12 protein-coding genes and 1 other annotated feature are annotated in these 17,716 nt (G+C 37.0%); of the genes, 1 reads left to right on the top strand and 11 read right to left on the bottom strand.

Annotated elements, in window-relative coordinates; all coding sequences use genetic code 11:
* Window positions 1-171 precede the first annotated feature (171 nt).
* Window positions 172-1,362, bottom strand: a complete 1,191-nt coding sequence (locus HS848_RS00180; RefSeq protein WP_198610833.1) for a glycine C-acetyltransferase — start codon at window positions 1,360-1,362, stop codon at window positions 172-174.
* Between the two features lie 254 nt (window positions 1,363-1,616).
* Between HS848_RS00180 and HS848_RS00175 the strand changes: the two genes are divergently transcribed.
* A complete protein-coding gene (locus HS848_RS00175; RefSeq protein ID WP_198610832.1) occupies window positions 1,617-2,783 on the top strand; it encodes a M20 family metallopeptidase in 1,167 nt (388 codons plus the stop codon).
* 188 nt (window positions 2,784-2,971) lie between these two features.
* On the opposite strand, the gene tuf is transcribed toward HS848_RS00175, so the two are convergent.
* The 10 genes from tuf to rplJ all read right to left on the bottom strand — a co-directional run bounded on the left by tuf (window position 2,972) and on the right by rplJ (window position 17,486).
* Window positions 2,972-4,156 carry an elongation factor Tu gene (gene tuf / locus HS848_RS00170; protein ID WP_103166800.1) on the bottom strand — a complete coding sequence of 395 codons (1,185 nt, stop codon included), beginning with the start codon at window positions 4,154-4,156 and terminating at the stop codon, window positions 2,972-2,974.
* Between the two features lie 210 nt (window positions 4,157-4,366).
* Window positions 4,367-6,448, bottom strand: coding sequence for an elongation factor G (gene fusA / locus HS848_RS00165; RefSeq protein WP_198610831.1), 2,082 nt, complete (start codon window positions 6,446-6,448; stop codon window positions 4,367-4,369).
* Window positions 6,449-6,569: 121 nt separating this feature from the next.
* The gene (rpsG, locus tag HS848_RS00160; RefSeq protein ID WP_001137495.1) at window positions 6,570-7,040 is read right to left on the bottom strand and encodes a 30S ribosomal protein S7; all 471 of its coding nucleotides are present in this window, start codon (window positions 7,038-7,040) and stop codon (window positions 6,570-6,572) included.
* 70 nt (window positions 7,041-7,110) lie between these two features.
* Window positions 7,111-7,524 carry a 30S ribosomal protein S12 gene (rpsL, locus tag HS848_RS00155; RefSeq protein WP_107507842.1) on the bottom strand — a complete coding sequence of 138 codons (414 nt, stop codon included), beginning with the start codon at window positions 7,522-7,524 and terminating at the stop codon, window positions 7,111-7,113.
* Window positions 7,525-7,614: 90 nt separating this feature from the next.
* The gene (locus HS848_RS00150) at window positions 7,615-7,875 is read right to left on the bottom strand and encodes a ribosomal L7Ae/L30e/S12e/Gadd45 family protein (RefSeq protein WP_103166802.1); all 261 of its coding nucleotides are present in this window, start codon (window positions 7,873-7,875) and stop codon (window positions 7,615-7,617) included.
* A gap of 331 nt (window positions 7,876-8,206) precedes the next feature.
* The gene (gene rpoC, locus HS848_RS00145) at window positions 8,207-11,800 is read right to left on the bottom strand and encodes a DNA-directed RNA polymerase subunit beta' (protein WP_198611667.1); all 3,594 of its coding nucleotides are present in this window, start codon (window positions 11,798-11,800) and stop codon (window positions 8,207-8,209) included.
* 227 nt (window positions 11,801-12,027) lie between these two features.
* Window positions 12,028-15,579, bottom strand: a complete 3,552-nt coding sequence (gene rpoB / locus HS848_RS00140) for a DNA-directed RNA polymerase subunit beta (RefSeq protein ID WP_107507839.1) — start codon at window positions 15,577-15,579, stop codon at window positions 12,028-12,030.
* 212 nt (window positions 15,580-15,791) lie between these two features.
* The gene (locus HS848_RS00135; protein WP_198610830.1) at window positions 15,792-16,400 is read right to left on the bottom strand and encodes a class I SAM-dependent methyltransferase; all 609 of its coding nucleotides are present in this window, start codon (window positions 16,398-16,400) and stop codon (window positions 15,792-15,794) included.
* A 177-nt stretch (window positions 16,401-16,577) separates the two neighbouring features.
* Window positions 16,578-16,946, bottom strand: coding sequence for a 50S ribosomal protein L7/L12 (gene rplL, locus HS848_RS00130; protein ID WP_103166806.1), 369 nt, complete (start codon window positions 16,944-16,946; stop codon window positions 16,578-16,580).
* Window positions 16,947-16,985: 39 nt separating this feature from the next.
* Window positions 16,986-17,486 carry a 50S ribosomal protein L10 gene (rplJ, locus tag HS848_RS00125; protein ID WP_107507837.1) on the bottom strand — a complete coding sequence of 167 codons (501 nt, stop codon included), beginning with the start codon at window positions 17,484-17,486 and terminating at the stop codon, window positions 16,986-16,988.
* A 37-nt stretch (window positions 17,487-17,523) separates the two neighbouring features.
* Window positions 17,524-17,676, bottom strand: a sequence feature (ribosomal protein L10 leader region).
* Window positions 17,677-17,716: the final 40 nt, after the last annotated feature.

The following is a 17,716-nucleotide window of genomic DNA, read 5'->3' as shown; positions in this document are numbered from 1 at the left end:
ATTAGTACACTCTTTTTCTCAGTTTAGCATTTAAGGGGGTAAATTTAAAAAGTTGAAATAGATATCACCTAAAATTTATAACTATTTAAATCAACAACACACATCGCATCATTAACTCAAAAAAACCAGTCTGAAACATTGACTATGTTCCAAACTGGCTAACTTCTTGTATTATTTGATTGTTCCTAGTTCTTTACCTACTTTTTCATAAGCTGCGATAGCTTTATCTAACATTTCTTTCGTATGTGCTGCAGTAGGCATATTTCTTACACGACCAGTACCACGTGGAACTGTTGGGAAGACGATAGATTTAACATAGATACCTTCATCTTTAAGACGTTTACTAAACGCTTGAGTTTCTTTTTCATCGCCAATAATGACTGGTGTAATTGGTGTTTCTGAATGACCAGTGTCGAAACCAAGTTTTTCTAAACCATCTTTTAAGTATTGTGCATTATCCCATAATTTATCATGTAATTCAGTAGAAGCCATAAGCATTTTCACAGCTTCAGTAATAGCTCTTGTATCGCCAGGCGCAAGTGATGTAGAGAATAAGAATGGTCTAGATTGTGCTTTCAACCAATCAATTAATTCTTTCGTACCCGCTACATAACCGCCTACAACACCAATTGCTTTTGATAACGTACCAATTTGGAAGTCAATTTTATCTTGTAAACCAAAGTGTTTTACTGTACCTGCACCTTTACCCATTACGCCAGAACCGTGGGCATCATCAACGTAAGTGATTAAACCAAATTCTTCAGCAATCTCAACAATTTCAGGTAATTTAGCAACGTCGCCGTCCATACTGAATACACCGTCAGTAATGTACATTACTTTATTGTATTGACCTGATTCAACTGCTTCTTTAGCTTTAGTTCTTAAGTCTTCCATATCAGAGTGGTTAACGCGAATAATTTTAGCTTTAGATAAACGACATCCATCGATAATAGACGCATGGTTTAATTCATCTGAAAGAATTGCATCGTTTTTATTCATTACTGCTGAAATTGCAGCCATATTACAGTTAAAACCAGATTGATAAGCGATAGCTGCTTCCGTACCTTTAAATTTCGCTAATGTTTCTTCAAGCTCATCATGTAAGTCTAATGTTCCGTTGATTGAACGTACGGCTCCTGCTCCCACACCATGCGAATCAATTGCTGATTTAGCAACTTTTTTTAATTCTTCGTTTGTAGCTAATCCTAGATAGTTATTAGATGATAAGTTGATGTATTGTTTCCCATTAATTTTAATTTCTGGGCCATTACCACCTTGAATTGAATCGATTTCGTTATATAACCCATTATCTTTTAAATATTGAATATTTTCTTCTAAAAAATTGTGTAGTGATTGAACCATAATCATATCCCCTTTGTATTTTTATATCACCATAATAATAACCGATTTTTATCTAACATGAAAGCCTTATCATTATTGTAATATCAATATATTTAATATTCTTTATGTAATGTACAAGTGTATTTCCAATGTGTATTTTTAGCCTATTTGCAAAGTTTTTGGGACTTCATTTTCAAAAATAAAAAAAGACGCTATTGAGTTAATTAAGAATTTGTTATACTAAACATCATAATAAACAGGAAGAAGTGGTTGAGGTGTTGGATTGGTTTCAATTAGCCAGTAAAAAAGAAAATAGAATGATTCAGATGCGTCGGGATATGCATCAACATCCTGAGCCGTCCTTTGAAGAATCGTGGACGCACAACTATATTCTTAACCAACTACGCCAACTGGATTGTGAGATTGAAGCGCCTGTGGGCCGTAATGGGATTAAAGCTACATTTAAGGGAGCAGAACAAGGCCCAGTCATTGCATTTCGAGCTGATTTTGATGCGTTGCCAGTGCAAGAATTAAATGATGTTCCTTATAAATCTAAAAATGAAGGCTTTATGCATGCATGTGGCCATGACGGTCATACGGCGATTCTATTAGGTGTGGCGGAGATTATTCATGAACATCGCCATTTATTAAAAGGCAATGTCGTTTTGATTTTTCAATATGGCGAAGAAATTATGCCTGGTGGTTCACAAGAGATGATTGACGATGGTTGTTTAAGAGACGTAGATAAGATTTATGGAACACATTTATGGAGCGGCTATCCTACAGGTACCATTTACTCAAGACCAGGAGCAATCATGGCCTCCCCTGACGAATTTTCAGTTACTATTTATGGAAAAGGTGGTCATGGCGCGAAGCCACACGAAACAATTGATCCTATCGTGATTATGGCTGAATTTATACTTAGCGCTCAAAAGATTATTTCTAGAACAATCGACCCTGTTAAAGAGGCCGTCCTTACGTTTGGTATGATTCAAGCTGGTTCTTCAGATAGTGTCATTCCAGACTCCGCCTTTTGTAAGGGAACTGTGCGTACATTTGATACTGAATTACAGACGCATATTCAAACTAAAATGGATAAGTTACTACAGGGTCTAGCATTAGCGAATGACATTACTTATGACATGAATTATATACGTGGCTACTTACCTGTGCATAATCACACAGATGCATATGAAGTGGTAAAACAAGCAGCAAATGAGATGCACTTACGCTTTAATGAATCAGAATTGATGATGATTGGAGAAGATTTCTCTCATTATTTAAAAGTACGTCCAGGTGCCTTCTTCTTAACAGGCTGTGGAAACAAAGATAAAGGTATTATTGCGCCCCATCATAACCCACACTTCGATATTGATGAGCGTGCTTTCAAATATGCGGCGAGTGAGTTCCTGAAAATTTTAGAAATTGAACAAGTGTTATAAAAATAGAATTGAGATACTTGAGTAAGCTATGATAATGAGTCCGTCTTCTTTTTAGATAACAATAAACCCCTTAAATGTACTTTTGATAAAAGCGCATTTAAGGGGTTTTTATGGGTTCTATAGGATTGGCGAATAACACAAAAAAAGACTCCCCAAAGGGAGTCTTTTGAAATAATGAATAATAAATATTATTCGAAGATTTCAGTTACAACGCCTGATCCTACAGTACGTCCACCTTCACGGATTGAGAAACGAGTACCGTCTTCAATCGCGATAGGAGCGATTAATTCTACTGTCATTTCAACGTTGTCGCCAGGCATAACCATTTCAGTACCTTCTGGTAAGTTAACAACACCAGTTACGTCAGTAGTACGGAAATAGAATTGTGGACGATAGTTTGAGAAGAATGGAGTGTGACGTCCACCTTCGTCTTTAGATAAAACGTATACGTCAGCTTTGAATTTTGTGTGAGGAGTGATTGAACCTGGAGCAGCTAATACTTGTCCACGTTGTACGTCTTCACGAGCAACACCACGTAATAATGCACCGATGTTGTCACCAGCTTCAGCATAGTCTAATAATTTACGGAACATTTCTACACCAGTAACAGTTGTTTTAGAAGTGTCGTGTAAACCGATGATTTCAACTTCTTCACCAACTTTGATTTGACCACGTTCAACACGGCCTGTAGCAACAGTACCACGACCAGTGATTGAGAATACGTCCTCAACTGGCATCATGAATGGTTTGTCAGAATCACGTTCTGGAGTTGGAATGTAATCATCAACTGCTTGCATTAATTCTAAGATTTTTTCTTCGTATTGAGCATCGCCTTCTAAAGCTTTTAATGCTGAACCAGCGATTACAGGTACATCGTCACCTGGGAAGTCGTATTCAGATAATAAGTCACGTACTTCCATTTCAACTAATTCTAATAATTCTTCGTCGTCAACCATGTCAACTTTGTTTAAGAATACTACTAATGCTGGTACACCAACGTTACGTGATAATAAGATGTGTTCACGAGTTTGTGGCATTGGACCGTCAGCAGCAGATACTACTAAGATACCGCCGTCCATTTGAGCAGCACCAGTGATCATGTTTTTAACATAGTCAGCGTGTCCTGGGCAGTCAACGTGAGCATAGTGACGTTTGTCAGTTTGGTATTCGATGTGTGCAGTATTGATTGTAATACCACGTTCTTTTTCTTCTGGAGCGTTGTCAATCATGTCATATGATTGTGCTACAGTGTCACCATTTTTAGCTAATACAGTTGCGATAGCAGCTGTTAAAGTTGTTTTACCATGGTCAACGTGACCGATAGTACCAATATTGGCATGTTCTTTTGAGCGATCAAATTTTTCTTTTGCCATTATTAAATCTCTCCTATTCAAGTAAAAGTTATTTCAATATTATCTCTCATGATAGTTTCTCACCATCATGAGACATAATTATTGTTATTGAAAGAATTCATAATTCCTTTATAATGCATTTTTCCTAAAAAATCAATTCATAAACGTGATTGCTTAAATAATAAGCTCAAGCTGTATTTTACCTAGAATTACTAGTTAAAACAAGTTTAATTATTCACCTTTATTTTTTTTGATAATCTCTTCAGAGATTGATTTTGGAACTTCTGCATAGTGGTCAAAGTACATAGTGTAAGTACCGCGACCTTGAGTGTTAGAACGTAATGAAGTTGCATAACCGAACATTTCTGAAAGTGGTACATAAGCGTTAACAACTTGTGCATTACCACGAGGTTCCATACCATCAACACGTCCACGACGAGCTGTTACGTCACCCATGATATCGCCCATGTATTCTTCAGGCATTTCGATTGTAACTTTCATCATTGGTTCTAAGATAACTGGATCACATTTTTTAGCAGCTTCTTTAAGTGCTAATGATGCAGCAATTTTGAAGGCCATTTCTGATGAATCGACATCATGGTATGAACCATCATATAATTTAGCTTTAACATCAATTAAAGGATATCCAGCTAAGACACCATTTTCCATAGCATCTTTAAGACCAGCTTCTACTGATGGAATGTATTCACGAGGAACTACACCACCAACGATAGCGTTTTCGAATTCGAAACCTGCGCCAGTTTCGTTTGGTGTGAATTCAATGTGAACATCACCGTATTGACCACGACCACCAGATTGACGAGAGAATTTACCTTGAACTTGTGCAGATTGCTTGAATGTTTCACGATATGAAACCATTGGCGCACCTACATTACATTCAACGTTGAATTCTTTCTTCATACGGTCTACTAAGATGTCTAAGTGTAACTCACCCATACCGCCGATGATAACTTGTCCAGTTTCTTCATCAGTGTGAGCATGGAAAGTAGGGTCTTCTTCTTGTAATTTAACTAAAGCGTTAGTCATTTTATCTTGGTCAGCTTTAGATTTAGGTTCTACTGATAAGTGGATAACTGGTTCTGGGAATTCCATTGATTCTAAAAGAATGTCATTCTTTTCACCACATAATGTGTCACCAGTTCCTGTATCTTTAAGACCAACTGCAGCAGCGATATCGCCTGAGTAAACAGTGTCGATTTCTTGACGTGAGTTAGCGTGCATTTGTAATAAACGACCTACACGTTCACGTTTGTCTTTAGTTGAGTTCTTAATGTAAGAACCTGAAGTTAACGTACCTGAATATACACGGAAGAAAGTTAATTTACCAACATAAGGGTCAGTCATAACTTTGAATGCTAATGCAGCGAATTCAGCTGAATCGTCTGGTTTAGCGATTACTTCTTCGTCAGGATTTTCAGTACGGTGTCCTACGATTGGTCTAACATCTAAAGGAGATGGTAGGTAGTCAATTACTGCGTTAAGCATTAATTGTACACCTTTGTTTTTGAATGCTGTACCGCAAAGTACTGGGTAGAATTCTACGTCAGTAGTAGCTTGACGGATAGCATCTTTTAATTCAGCAACTGAAATTTCTTCGTCACCAAGATATTTTTCCATTAATTCGTCGCTAGTTTCAGCAACTGCTTCGATTAATGTAGCACGAGCTTCTTCAGCTCTTTCTTTGTGATCTTCAGGAATTTCAATTTCATCGATTTCTGTACCTAAGTCGTTTGTATATTTGAAACATTTCATTTCAACTAAGTCGATGATAGCTTCAAATTCGTCTTCGGCACCAATTGGTAATTGGATAGGTGCAGCATTAGCTTGTAAGCGGTCATGAATTGTGCTTACAGAGTATTCAAAGTTAGCACCTAATTTGTCCATTTTGTTTACGAATACGATACGAGGTACACCATAAGTTGTAGCTTGACGCCAAACTGTTTCAGTTTGAGGTTCTACACCTGATTGAGCATCAAGTACAGTAACCGCACCATCAAGTACACGTAATGAACGTTCAACTTCTACTGTGAAGTCTACGTGTCCTGGTGTATCGATAATGTTTACACGGTGGCCTGCCCATTGAGCTGTTGTAGCAGCTGATGTGATTGTGATACCACGGTCTTGTTCTTGTTCCATCCAGTCCATTTGTGAAGCACCTTCATGTGTTTCACCAATTTTGTGGATACGACCTGTATAATAAAGAATACGTTCAGTCGTAGTTGTTTTACCAGCATCAATGTGAGCCATGATACCGATATTACGAGTGTTTTTCAAAGAAAAGTCTCTAGCCATTGTTTTTCTCCTTCCAGTTATTACTGAATAACTACTATAGAATATGGCGATGCCCTAAGCATGAACCATCATTCTTGGTAAACCAATTTGTTGGAACACACTCAGGGTTAAAGCTTTTATCTTACCAACGATAGTGAGCAAATGCTTTGTTTGCTTCAGCCATTTTGTGAGTGTCCTCACGTTTCTTAACGGCACCACCTGTATTATTAGCTGCATCTAAGATTTCGTTAGCTAAACGATCTTCCATAGTTTTTTCACCACGAAGACGTGCATAGTTAACTAACCAACGTAATCCTAGAGTAGTACGACGTTCTGGGCGTACCTCAACTGGTACTTGATAGTTTGAACCACCCACACGACGAGCTTTTACTTCTAATACTGGCATAATATTGTTAATTGCTTCTTCGAATACTTCTAAAGCATCGCGACCACTGCGTTGTTCTACAAGGTCAAATGCTGAATAAAGAATTCTTTGTGCTGTTCCACGTTTACCGTCTAACATAATTTTGTTAATTAATTTAGTAACTAACTTAGAGTTATGAATTGGATCTGGTAATACGTCTCTTTTAGGTACTGATCCTTTACGAGGCATAATGAAAATCCTCCCTTCCTATTATAGTATATTCTTAAAAATTGAAATTAAAATTTACACAATCTTAAACTTAATTTTTAGGTTTTTTAGTTCCGTATAATGAACGGCCTTGTCTACGTCCGTCAACACCTGAAGTATCAAGTGCACCACGTACAATGTGATAACGCACACCAGGTAAGTCTTTTACACGTCCACCACGTACAAGTACAACACTGTGTTCTTGTAAGTTATGGCCGATACCAGGAATGTATGCGTTGATTTCAATATTGTTTGATAAACGCACACGTGCATATTTACGTAACGCTGAGTTAGGTTTTTTAGGTGTCATAGTACCTACACGAGTACAAACACCACGTTTTTGAGGTGAATTTAAATCAGTAAATTGTTTCTTTTTACTATTGAAACCTCTGTTTAAAGCTGGTGAATCTGATTTCTTAGATTTGCTTTGTCTTGGTTTACGTACTAATTGGTTAATAGTTGGCATTGAAATGTCCTCCTCTCTTCACTTTTTAATCCCACACATCCAGGTGGTTCATTTTTAGGTTAAATAAAATTTAGTAAGTAATGTTACTTACTAATTCTCATTCAATAACGCAACAATTGTCGCATTAACATTGATACCTACATATTTGCCTAAAGCTTGTTTGCTTTGAAAATATGAAACCGGTATGTTTTTATGATTGATTTGACTAAATACGCGAGCCATTAAGTAGACTTCAACGTCTTGAGCAATAATCAATGATGCAACTTGATCTTTTTTTAACGCTTTGAGCGTTTGTTTAAGACCAACTACAAAGTGTTGTTTGTTAAAGCGTGCAACTTTTTCATTAGACATTAAAATATCCTCCAAAGTTCTGCTTGCATCAACCTTTACAATAATAACACTTAAAGTAGTAATAAGTCAACAAAATTTGAAGACTTTTCACTCTTTTAAATAAGAAAAATGAAGAGATCAGATTAAATACATTTAAGAGTTAAGCAAGGCTAAGTGTTTCATCGTTTCTACTTTAAAAATCGATGAATAGCCTATCAAACTTACTCAAAAAATATAATCTTTTCCGGTCTCTAAAATTTTGAAGGGTAGAAAGCTAGAATTAAAGTTGTACTAACTAGTAGTCATCTTTAATTCTAGTTATGTTACTGAACTATGATAGCTTTCGCTTATCTTATTCAGTAATTTCTACTTCTTCAGTTTCAGTAACTGGCGTTTCAGCTTTGTCATACTTAACATCGCTATAACGTCTCATACCAGTACCAGCTGGAATTAGCTTACCGATAATAACGTTCTCTTTAAGTCCAAGTAAGTCATCACGTTTACCTTTGATGGCTGCATCTGTAAGTACACGTGTTGTTTCTTGGAATGAAGCTGCAGATAAGAAGCTTTCAGTTTCAAGAGAAGCTTTAGTAATACCAAGTAATACTGGTTTAGCAGTAGCTGGGCGTTTACGTTCTTTAAATGCGTCTCTGTTAGCATCAGTAAAGCTATGAATATCTACTAATGAGCCTGGTAATAGTTTAGTGTCACCAGCTTCGATAATTCTAACTTTACGTAACATTTGTCTAACCATTACTTCTACGTGTTTATCGTCGATTTCTACACCTTGCATACGATAAACTTTTTGAACTTCTTTAAGTAAGTAGCTTTCAGTCGCATTTAAACCAGCAACAGCTAAGAAGTTTTTAGGCTCGATTGAACCTTCTGTTAATACTTCACCGCGTTCTACTGATTGACCTACTTCTACTTTCAATCTTGAAGTACCAGAAGCTAGGTAAGATCTTGTTTCATTAGCGCCTTTAATAACAATTTCTTGTTGGCGATCTTTTGCTAATTTAATATCTTCTACGACACCTTCGATTTCAGTAATCACGGCTTGACCTTTTGGATTACGTGCTTCGAAGATTTCTTGGATACGTGGAAGACCTTGCGTGATATCGCTTCCGGCTACCCCACCTGTATGGAATGTACGCATTGTAAGTTGGGTACCTGGTTCACCGATTGATTGAGCGGCAATTGTACCAACTGCTTCACCCACTTCAACTTTTTCACCTGTTGCAAGGTTTTTACCGTAACATTTTTCACAAACACCGTGACGAGTGTTACAAGTAAATGCTGAGCGGATGTACATTTGCTCAATGCCAGCATCAGTGATTTGTTTAGCGATTTCAGCTGTGATTAATTCGTCAGGACGGATGATAATTTCATCAGTTTCAGGGTGACGAATTGTTTCTTTAGAATAACGACCTTCGATACGTTCAATGAATGGTTCAATCATTTCTGTACCTTCTCTAATGTCAGAAACTAATAAACCACGGTCTGTACCACAGTCTTCTTCACGTACGATAACGTCTTGTGCAACGTCAACAAGACGACGAGTAAGGTAACCTGAGTCAGCTGTTTTAAGGGCTGTATCGGCAAGACCTTTACGCGCACCGTGTGTAGAGATGAAGTATTCTAATACTGTTAAACCTTCACGGAATGATGAAGTGATTGGTAACTCAATAATTTTACCAGATGGAGCGGCCATTAAACCACGCATACCAGCTAATTGAGTAAAGTTAGATGCGTTACCACGGGCACCAGAGTCACTCATCATGAAGATTGGGTTTGTTTTCTCAAGAGATTGCATTAATTCGCCTTGAATTTGGTCTTTAGCGTCAGTCCAAATTTCAACAACAGCGTTATAACGTTCATCTTCAGTGATTAAACCACGATTGAATTGTTTAGAAACACGTTCGACTAATTTTTCATGTTCATCTAAAATATCTTGTTTATCTGGAAGTACCACGATGTCAGAGACACCTACAGTAATACCAGCTTTAGATGAGAACTTAAATCCTAAGTCTTTCATACGGTCAAGCATCATAGAAGTATCTGTAATGCTAAATCTATTGAAGACTTCAGCGATAATGTTTCCTAAGAATTTTTTATTGAATGGTTCAATAAGTTCTTTATCTTCAAAGTACTCTTTAAGTCCACCTTCACCTAATTGAGTTGGATCAATAAAGTATTTGTCTGGTGTTTTACCTTCAAGGTTACCTTGAGTTGGTTCGTTGATATATGCAAATGAATCAGGAATGATTTCATTGAATATAACTTTACCTACTGAAGTAGCTAAAATTTTATTATTTTGAGCTTCTGTAAATGTAGGATTGTTAAATGATTGTGCATGTACACCGATACGAGTGTGTAAGTGTACATAGCCATTTGCATATGCTTTAAGTACTTCGTTAGTATCATTAAAGATTGTTCCAGTATTCACTGCATCTTTACGTTCTAAAGTAAGGTAATAGTTACCTAATACCATATCTTGTGATGGTGTAACAACTGGTTTACCATCTTTAGGGTTCAAGATGTTTTGAGCAGCTAGCATTAACATACGCGCTTCCGCTTGTGCTTCTTTAGATAAAGGTACGTGAACAGCCATTTGGTCACCGTCAAAGTCCGCATTGTAAGCTGTTGTTACAAGTGGGTGAAGACGGATTGCACGACCTTCTACTAATGTAGGTTCAAAGGCTTGGATACCTAATCTGTGAAGTGTAGGGGCACGGTTAAGTAATACTGGATGTTCTCTAATAACATCTTCTAATACGTCCCATACTTCATCGTCCATGCGTTCAATTTTACTTTTAGCATTTTTGATGTTTGTAGCAATTTCACGTTGAACTAATTCTTTCATTACGAAAGGTTTAAATAATTCAAGTGCCATTTCTTTAGGTAGACCACATTGATACATTTTCAAGCTAGGTCCTACAGCGATAACTGAACGGCCTGAGTAGTCAACACGTTTACCAAGTAAGTTTTGACGGAAACGACCTTGTTTACCTTTTAACATATGTGAAAGTGATTTCAACGGTCTGTTACCTGGACCAGTAACTGGACGACCACGACGACCATTATCGATTAAAGCATCTACTGCTTCTTGTAACATACGTTTTTCGTTTTGAACGATGATGCCAGGAGCACCTAAGTCTAATAAACGTTTTAAACGGTTGTTACGGTTGATAACACGACGGTATAAGTCGTTTAAGTCACTTGTTGCAAAACGTCCACCGTCTAATTGAACCATTGGACGAATTTCTGGTGGGATGATTGGAAGTACATCTAAAATCATCCATGCTGGATTGTTACCAGAATGTCTGAATGATTCAACGACTTCTAAACGTTTAATGGCACGAGTTAATCTTTGACCAGTCGCAGATTCTAACTCGTCACGTAACGTTTTTAATTCTTCATCTAAGTTAATTTCTTCTAATAGATTTTTAATACCTTCAGCACCCATTTTAGCTACAAATTGGCCTGGGTATTTATCATAGTAATCTCTAAATTCTGCTTCAGATAATAGAGATTTCTTCTCTAAGCCAGTTGGGCCTGGATCTACAACTACATATGATGCGAAGTAGATAACTTCTTCTAAAGCTCTTGGAGACATGTCTAATAGAAGTCCCATACGACTTGGAATTCCTTTGAAGTACCAGATGTGAGATACAGGTGCTGCTAATTCAATATGCCCCATTCTTTCACGACGCACTTTAGATTTAGTTACTTCTACACCACATCTATCACATACCATGCCTTTGTAGCGTACACGTTTGTACTTACCACAACTACATTCCCAGTCTTTTGTAGGTCCGAATATTCTTTCACAGAAAAGACCATCTTTTTCTGGTTTCAAAGTACGATAGTTAATTGTTTCAGGCTTTTTAACTTCACCGTATGACCAAGAACGGATTTTTTCAGGTGAGGCTAAACCGATTTTCATATAATGGAAATTATTTACATCAATCAAGGAGCCTACCTCCTTCAATTTAGATTAGCTGTGCTATTTGATTGATTTACATTTATTGAAACTAAAATATTAGAAAGAAGTGAAATCAGTGAGGTAAGGGTGAGACACTCATATGAGTGCTCTAGGAAACCGACAAACGGTCTCCTACCCTCCTCTGCTGAATTTCTACCTTCTTACAGTATTTTTAACTTAATAGCGAATTAGTCAGTAGTTTCTTTTTGTGTTTCTGGAACATCTTTTTGTTGTAAATCTACTTTGCGTTCAGTTGCATCTTCGTCATCAACGTCCGCCATTTCGATTTCATTATCTTGTTCGTCCATCACTTTGACATCTAAACCTAAACTTTGTAATTCTTTCATCAATACGCGGAATGATTCAGGAACACTTGGTCTAGAGATGTTTTCACCTTTAACGATAGATTCGTAAGTTTTAACACGACCTACAGTATCGTCAGATTTATAAGTTAGGATTTCTTGTAATGTGTATGCAGCACCGTATGCTTCAAGTGCCCATACCTCCATTTCACCGAAACGTTGTCCACCGAATTGTGCTTTACCACCAAGTGGTTGTTGTGTAACAAGTGAGTATGGACCAGTTGAACGAGCATGTAATTTGTCATCAACCATGTGGGCAAGTTTAAGCATGTACATTACACCAACAGAAATACGGTTATCAAATGGTTCACCAGTACGTCCGTCGTATAAGACAGTTTTACCGTCACGTGCCATGCCTGCTTCTTCGATTGTTGACCATACATCTTCGTCGCTCGCACCATCGAATACTGGAGATGCAACGTGGATGCCTAAGTTCTTAGCAGCCATACCTAAGTGTAATTCTAATACTTGTCCGATGTTCATACGAGATGGTACACCAAGTGGGTTTAACATGATATCAATTGGACGTCCATCTGGTAAGTAAGGCATATCTTCTTCAGGAACGATTTTAGAGATAACCCCTTTATTACCGTGACGACCACACATTTTATCCCCAACGTGGATTTTACGTTTTTGAACGATGTAAACACGTACAAGTTGGTTTACACCTGGAGATAACGTATCATCGCCTTCTTCACGATTGAAGACTTTTACGTCTAGAACGATACCGCCTGCACCGTGTGGTACACGTAATGAAGTATCGCGCACTTCACGTGCTTTTTCACCGAAGATTGCGTGTAATAATCTTTCTTCAGCTGTTAATTCAGTTACACCTTTAGGCGTTACTTTACCTACTAAGATGTCACCGTCTTTAACTTCAGCACCAACGTATACAATACCGCGTTCGTCTAAGTTTTTCAGTGCATTTTCAGAAACGTTAGGAATATCACGTGTAATTTCTTCAGGTCCTAGTTTAGTATCACGAGCTTCTGATTCATATTCTTCGATATGAATTGAAGTATAAACGTCATCTTTAACTAAACGTTCACTCATGATTACAGCATCCTCATAGTTGTAACCGTCCCAAGTCATGAAACCAACAACTACGTTACGACCTAAGGCCATTTCACCTAATTCCATTGAAGGACCGTCAGCTAAAATTTCATTATATTCAACTACATCGCCAATTGAAACAATTGGACGTTGGTTATAACAAGTACCTGTATTTGAACGTTTAAATTTAGCTAATGGATAACGATCTAATTCACCTTCGTGTTCAGTACCATTTTCTTCTACTAAACGACGGACTAAAATTTCTTTAGATTCAACGTGTTCTACGCGTCCTCTGTGTTTTGCTGTGATTGCAGCACCAGAGTCACGAGCAGCTACGTGTTCCATACCTGTACCAACAAATGGTGCTTCAGTATTCATCAATGGTACCGCTTGACGTTGCATGTTGGCACCCATTAATGCACGGTTAGAGTCATCGTTTTCTAAGAATGGGATACATGCTGTCGCAGCTGAAACAACTTGTTTAGGAGATACGTCCATGTAGTCCATTTTTTCTTTAGCCATAACTGTGTTATTACCACGGAAACGACAAACAACTTCGTCATCTAAGAAACGACCATTTTCATCTAGACGAGAGTTCGCTTGGGCAACAACATAGCTGTCTTCTTCGTCTGCAGTTAAGTAGTCAATTTGTTCTGTAATTGAGTTAGTGTCTAAATCTACTTTACGATATGGTGTTTCGATAAAGCCAAACTCGTTTACACGTGCATAACTAGATAATGAGTTGATTAATCCGATGTTTGGTCCCTCTGGAGTCTCGATTGGACACATACGGCCATAGTGAGAATAGTGAACGTCACGTACTTCCATTTGAGCACGTTCACGTGTTAAACCACCAGGTCCTAATGCAGAAAGACGACGTTTATGTGTCAACTCAGCTAATGGGTTAGCTTGGTCCATGAATTGTGATAATTGAGAGCTACCAAAGAACTCTTTAATTGATGCAATTACAGGACGAATATTAATTAATTGTTGTGGAGTGATTGAGTCAGTGTCTTGAATAGACATTCTTTCACGTACAACACGTTCCATTCTAGATAAACCAATACGGAATTGGTTTTGTAAAAGTTCGCCAACTGAACGTAAACGACGATTACCTAAATGGTCAATATCATCTGTATAGCCAATACCATTTAATAAGTTAAAGAAATAACTCATTGATGCAATGATGTCAGCAGGCGTAATACATTTAACTTCTGAATCTGGTAACGCGTTACCGATTACAGTAGTTGTACGTGCTTCTTCATCATTAGGCACATAGACTTTGATTGATTGAATTTCTACAGGTTCGTCAATTACGCTACCTTCTAATTCAAACACTTCACTATTCGCATTCGTTTCTAAAACTTCCATAATTTCGTCTAATTTACGACGGTCTAAAACTGTGCCTTCTTCAGCAACAATTTCGCCAGTTTCGCTATTAACGATTGGTTCAGCTAATTTTTGATTAAATAAACGATGTTTTAAGTGTAATTTTTTATTGGCTTTGTAACGACCAACACTAGCTAAATCATAACGTTTTGGGTCGAAAAAGCGTGAGTATAATAAACTTTTAGCGTTTTCCACTGTTGGTGGTTCACCAGGACGTAAACGTTCATAAATTTCTAGTAGTGCTTGTTCTGTATTTTCAGTGCTATCTTTTTCAAGTGTATTACGTAAGTATTCACTATCACCAAGTAAATCAATAATTTCTTGATCATTAGAGAAACCTAAAGCACGTAATAATACTGTTAATGGTAATTTACGTGTTCTATCAATACGTACGTAGACTACATCTTTAGCATCTGTTTCATATTCTAACCACGCACCACGGTTAGGAATAATTGTTGCATCGTAGTTTTCACGACCGTTTTTATCTATTTTTTCATTGAAGTATACTGATGGTGAACGAACTAATTGTGAGACGATAACACGTTCCGCACCATTAATTACGAACGTACCTGTATCAGTCATTAATGGGAAATCACCCATAAATACTTCTTGTTCTTTAACTTCGCCAGTTTCTTTGATAATTAGACGCACTTTAACACGAAGAGGTGCAGCATAAGTAGCGTCACGGTTTTTCGATTCTTCTAAATCGTATTTTGGTTCACCTAATCGATAATCTACAAATTCTAAAGAAAGGTTACCAGTGAAATCTTCAATTGGAGAAATATCACGGAACATTTCTAATAAACCTTCTTTTAGGAACCAGTCGTAAGATTTAGTTTGAATTTCTATTAAGTTCGGTAATTCTAACACTTCTGAAATTCTCGCATAGTTTCTACGTTTACGATGTCTTCCATATTGGACAACTTGACCTGCCAAACAGATTCACCCCTCAAAAATTGTGTGATTAACCTAAACACGAAAGAAAATTCGTATAACAAGACAAAAAGAAAACGGCAACACAATTATTGATGACACCATTTTCGATTCTTTAATTATTCTTGTTTTACGTACTCATTTCGCGTAAAAGTACACACTTATTGAACATAAATTTTTACATTTTATAACTATATCAGAATACTAATTTGAAATCAACCTTTTAGGCTTTTCAGAATATAGTATCCCTTATTTTTATTTACAACTTCGACATGATTAAATATTTCTTCCATTTTCTTTTTAGCAGAAGGCATACCTTGTTTCTTTTGAATTACAACGTATAATTCACCATTTAACTTAAGCTTTTGGTAAGCTTCCTCGAAAATGCGATGAACAACATCTTTACCTGCTCTAATAGGCGGATTCGTTAGTACAAAATCATAATAATTATCTTCTAGTTGAGATAATCCATCGCTTTCTCTAATAGATACATTCTCAATTCGATTCGCCTTTTTATTCTTTTCAGCCAAAGATAAGGCTCGTTGATTAACATCGATCATAGTAATTTGATGATGCGGTGAAACTTTGGCAATCATTAAACCGATTGGACCATAGCCACAACCAACATCGACAATATTTTTACTAGGACCTGGCGGATGTTCATTTAAAAAGGTTTGAACGAGTGTATCAGAGCCAAAATCGACTTTACCTTTAGAGAACACACCAGCATCAGTCGTCAACTTTAATTCATTTTGATGATAGCGATACTGTATGATTTTTTCATCACTTTGCACTTCAGGGTTTTCATCATAATAATGCCCCATATTTCCACCTCTTCGTCATTGTTCATCGTTCATTTCTTCTAGAAAATGAAGTAAAAACCCCGTTATCGTGATAACGGGGTTTTAATTTCTCAAAGAATGTAGGTTACATTCACATGAAATTCTATGACTAGTAATTCATGCAATGTATAACCTATATATTAAGTTAAGATACGAGAATTATTTTAATTCTACTGTAGCTCCAACTTCTTCTAATTGTTCTTTAAGTTTTTCAGCTTCGTCTTTAGCAAGCGCTTCTTTGATTACTTTAGGAGCGTTGTCTACTAAGTCTTTAGCATCTTTTAATCCTAAGCCAGTTGCTTCTTTAACAGCTTTAACAACTTTGATTTTTGAAGATCCAGCTGAAGTTAATTCAACGTCAAATTCAGTTTTTTCAGCTGCTGCGTCTCCGCCACCAGCTGCACCAGCTGCTGCTACAGGAGCTGCTGCTGTTACACCAAATTCTTCTTCAATTGCTTTTACTAAGTCGTTTAATTCTAATACTGACATTTCTTTAATTGCTTCAATGATTTGTTCTTGATTAGCCATTTTATATTTCCTCCATTTATTTTAAAATTTTATGCGCGATTACTCAGCGCTTTCTTCTTTTTGTTCTCCAACAGCTTTAACCGCATAAGCGAAGTTGCGTACTGGAGCTTGTAATACTGATAAAAGCATAGATACAAGACCATCGTGTGAAGGTAATGAACCAACAGTTTTAACTTCTTCTGCTGAGATTACGCTACCTTCCATAACGCCTGTTTTGATTTCTAAAGCTTCGTGTTCTTTAGCAAATCCTGCGATAACTTTCGCTGGCGCTACTACATCTTCAGTTGAAGTTGCAACAGCTGTAGGACCTGTTAAGAATTCATCTAAGCCTTCGATACCTGCTTGTTCAGCTGCACGACGAACCATTGTGTTTTTGTATACTTTATACTCAACACCAGCTTCACGTAATTGTGAACGAAGTTCAGTTACTTCAGAAACAGTTAAGCCACGGTAGTCAACGATAACAGTTGAAACTGAATTTTTAAGTTGTTCAGCAATAACGTCAACTTGTTGTTTTTTAGCTTCAATAATAGCAGACATTCAGACACCTCCATTTTTATTTTTGGTGCTTTTTTTAATATTAATAAAAAAAGCACTTTCTACCCCCGGCAAAAAGTGCTTGAAAGATCATTTGAATGATCATCACGTTCAAGTCAATTTTAGCCTCGGTAGGATAATTTTTAAGTTATCAAATAACTCCTACTGTCTTAGGTAAAATAATCACAATAAATAATATAACCTTATTACTACTATATGTCAAACCTTTTTTC

It is taken from the genome of Staphylococcus caledonicus, from assembly GCF_016238465.1.
GTDB lineage: Bacteria > Bacillota > Bacilli > Staphylococcales > Staphylococcaceae > Staphylococcus > Staphylococcus caledonicus.
The sequence above is the reverse complement of the archived record's forward strand: the minus strand, read 5'-3'. Positions and strand labels throughout refer to the sequence as shown.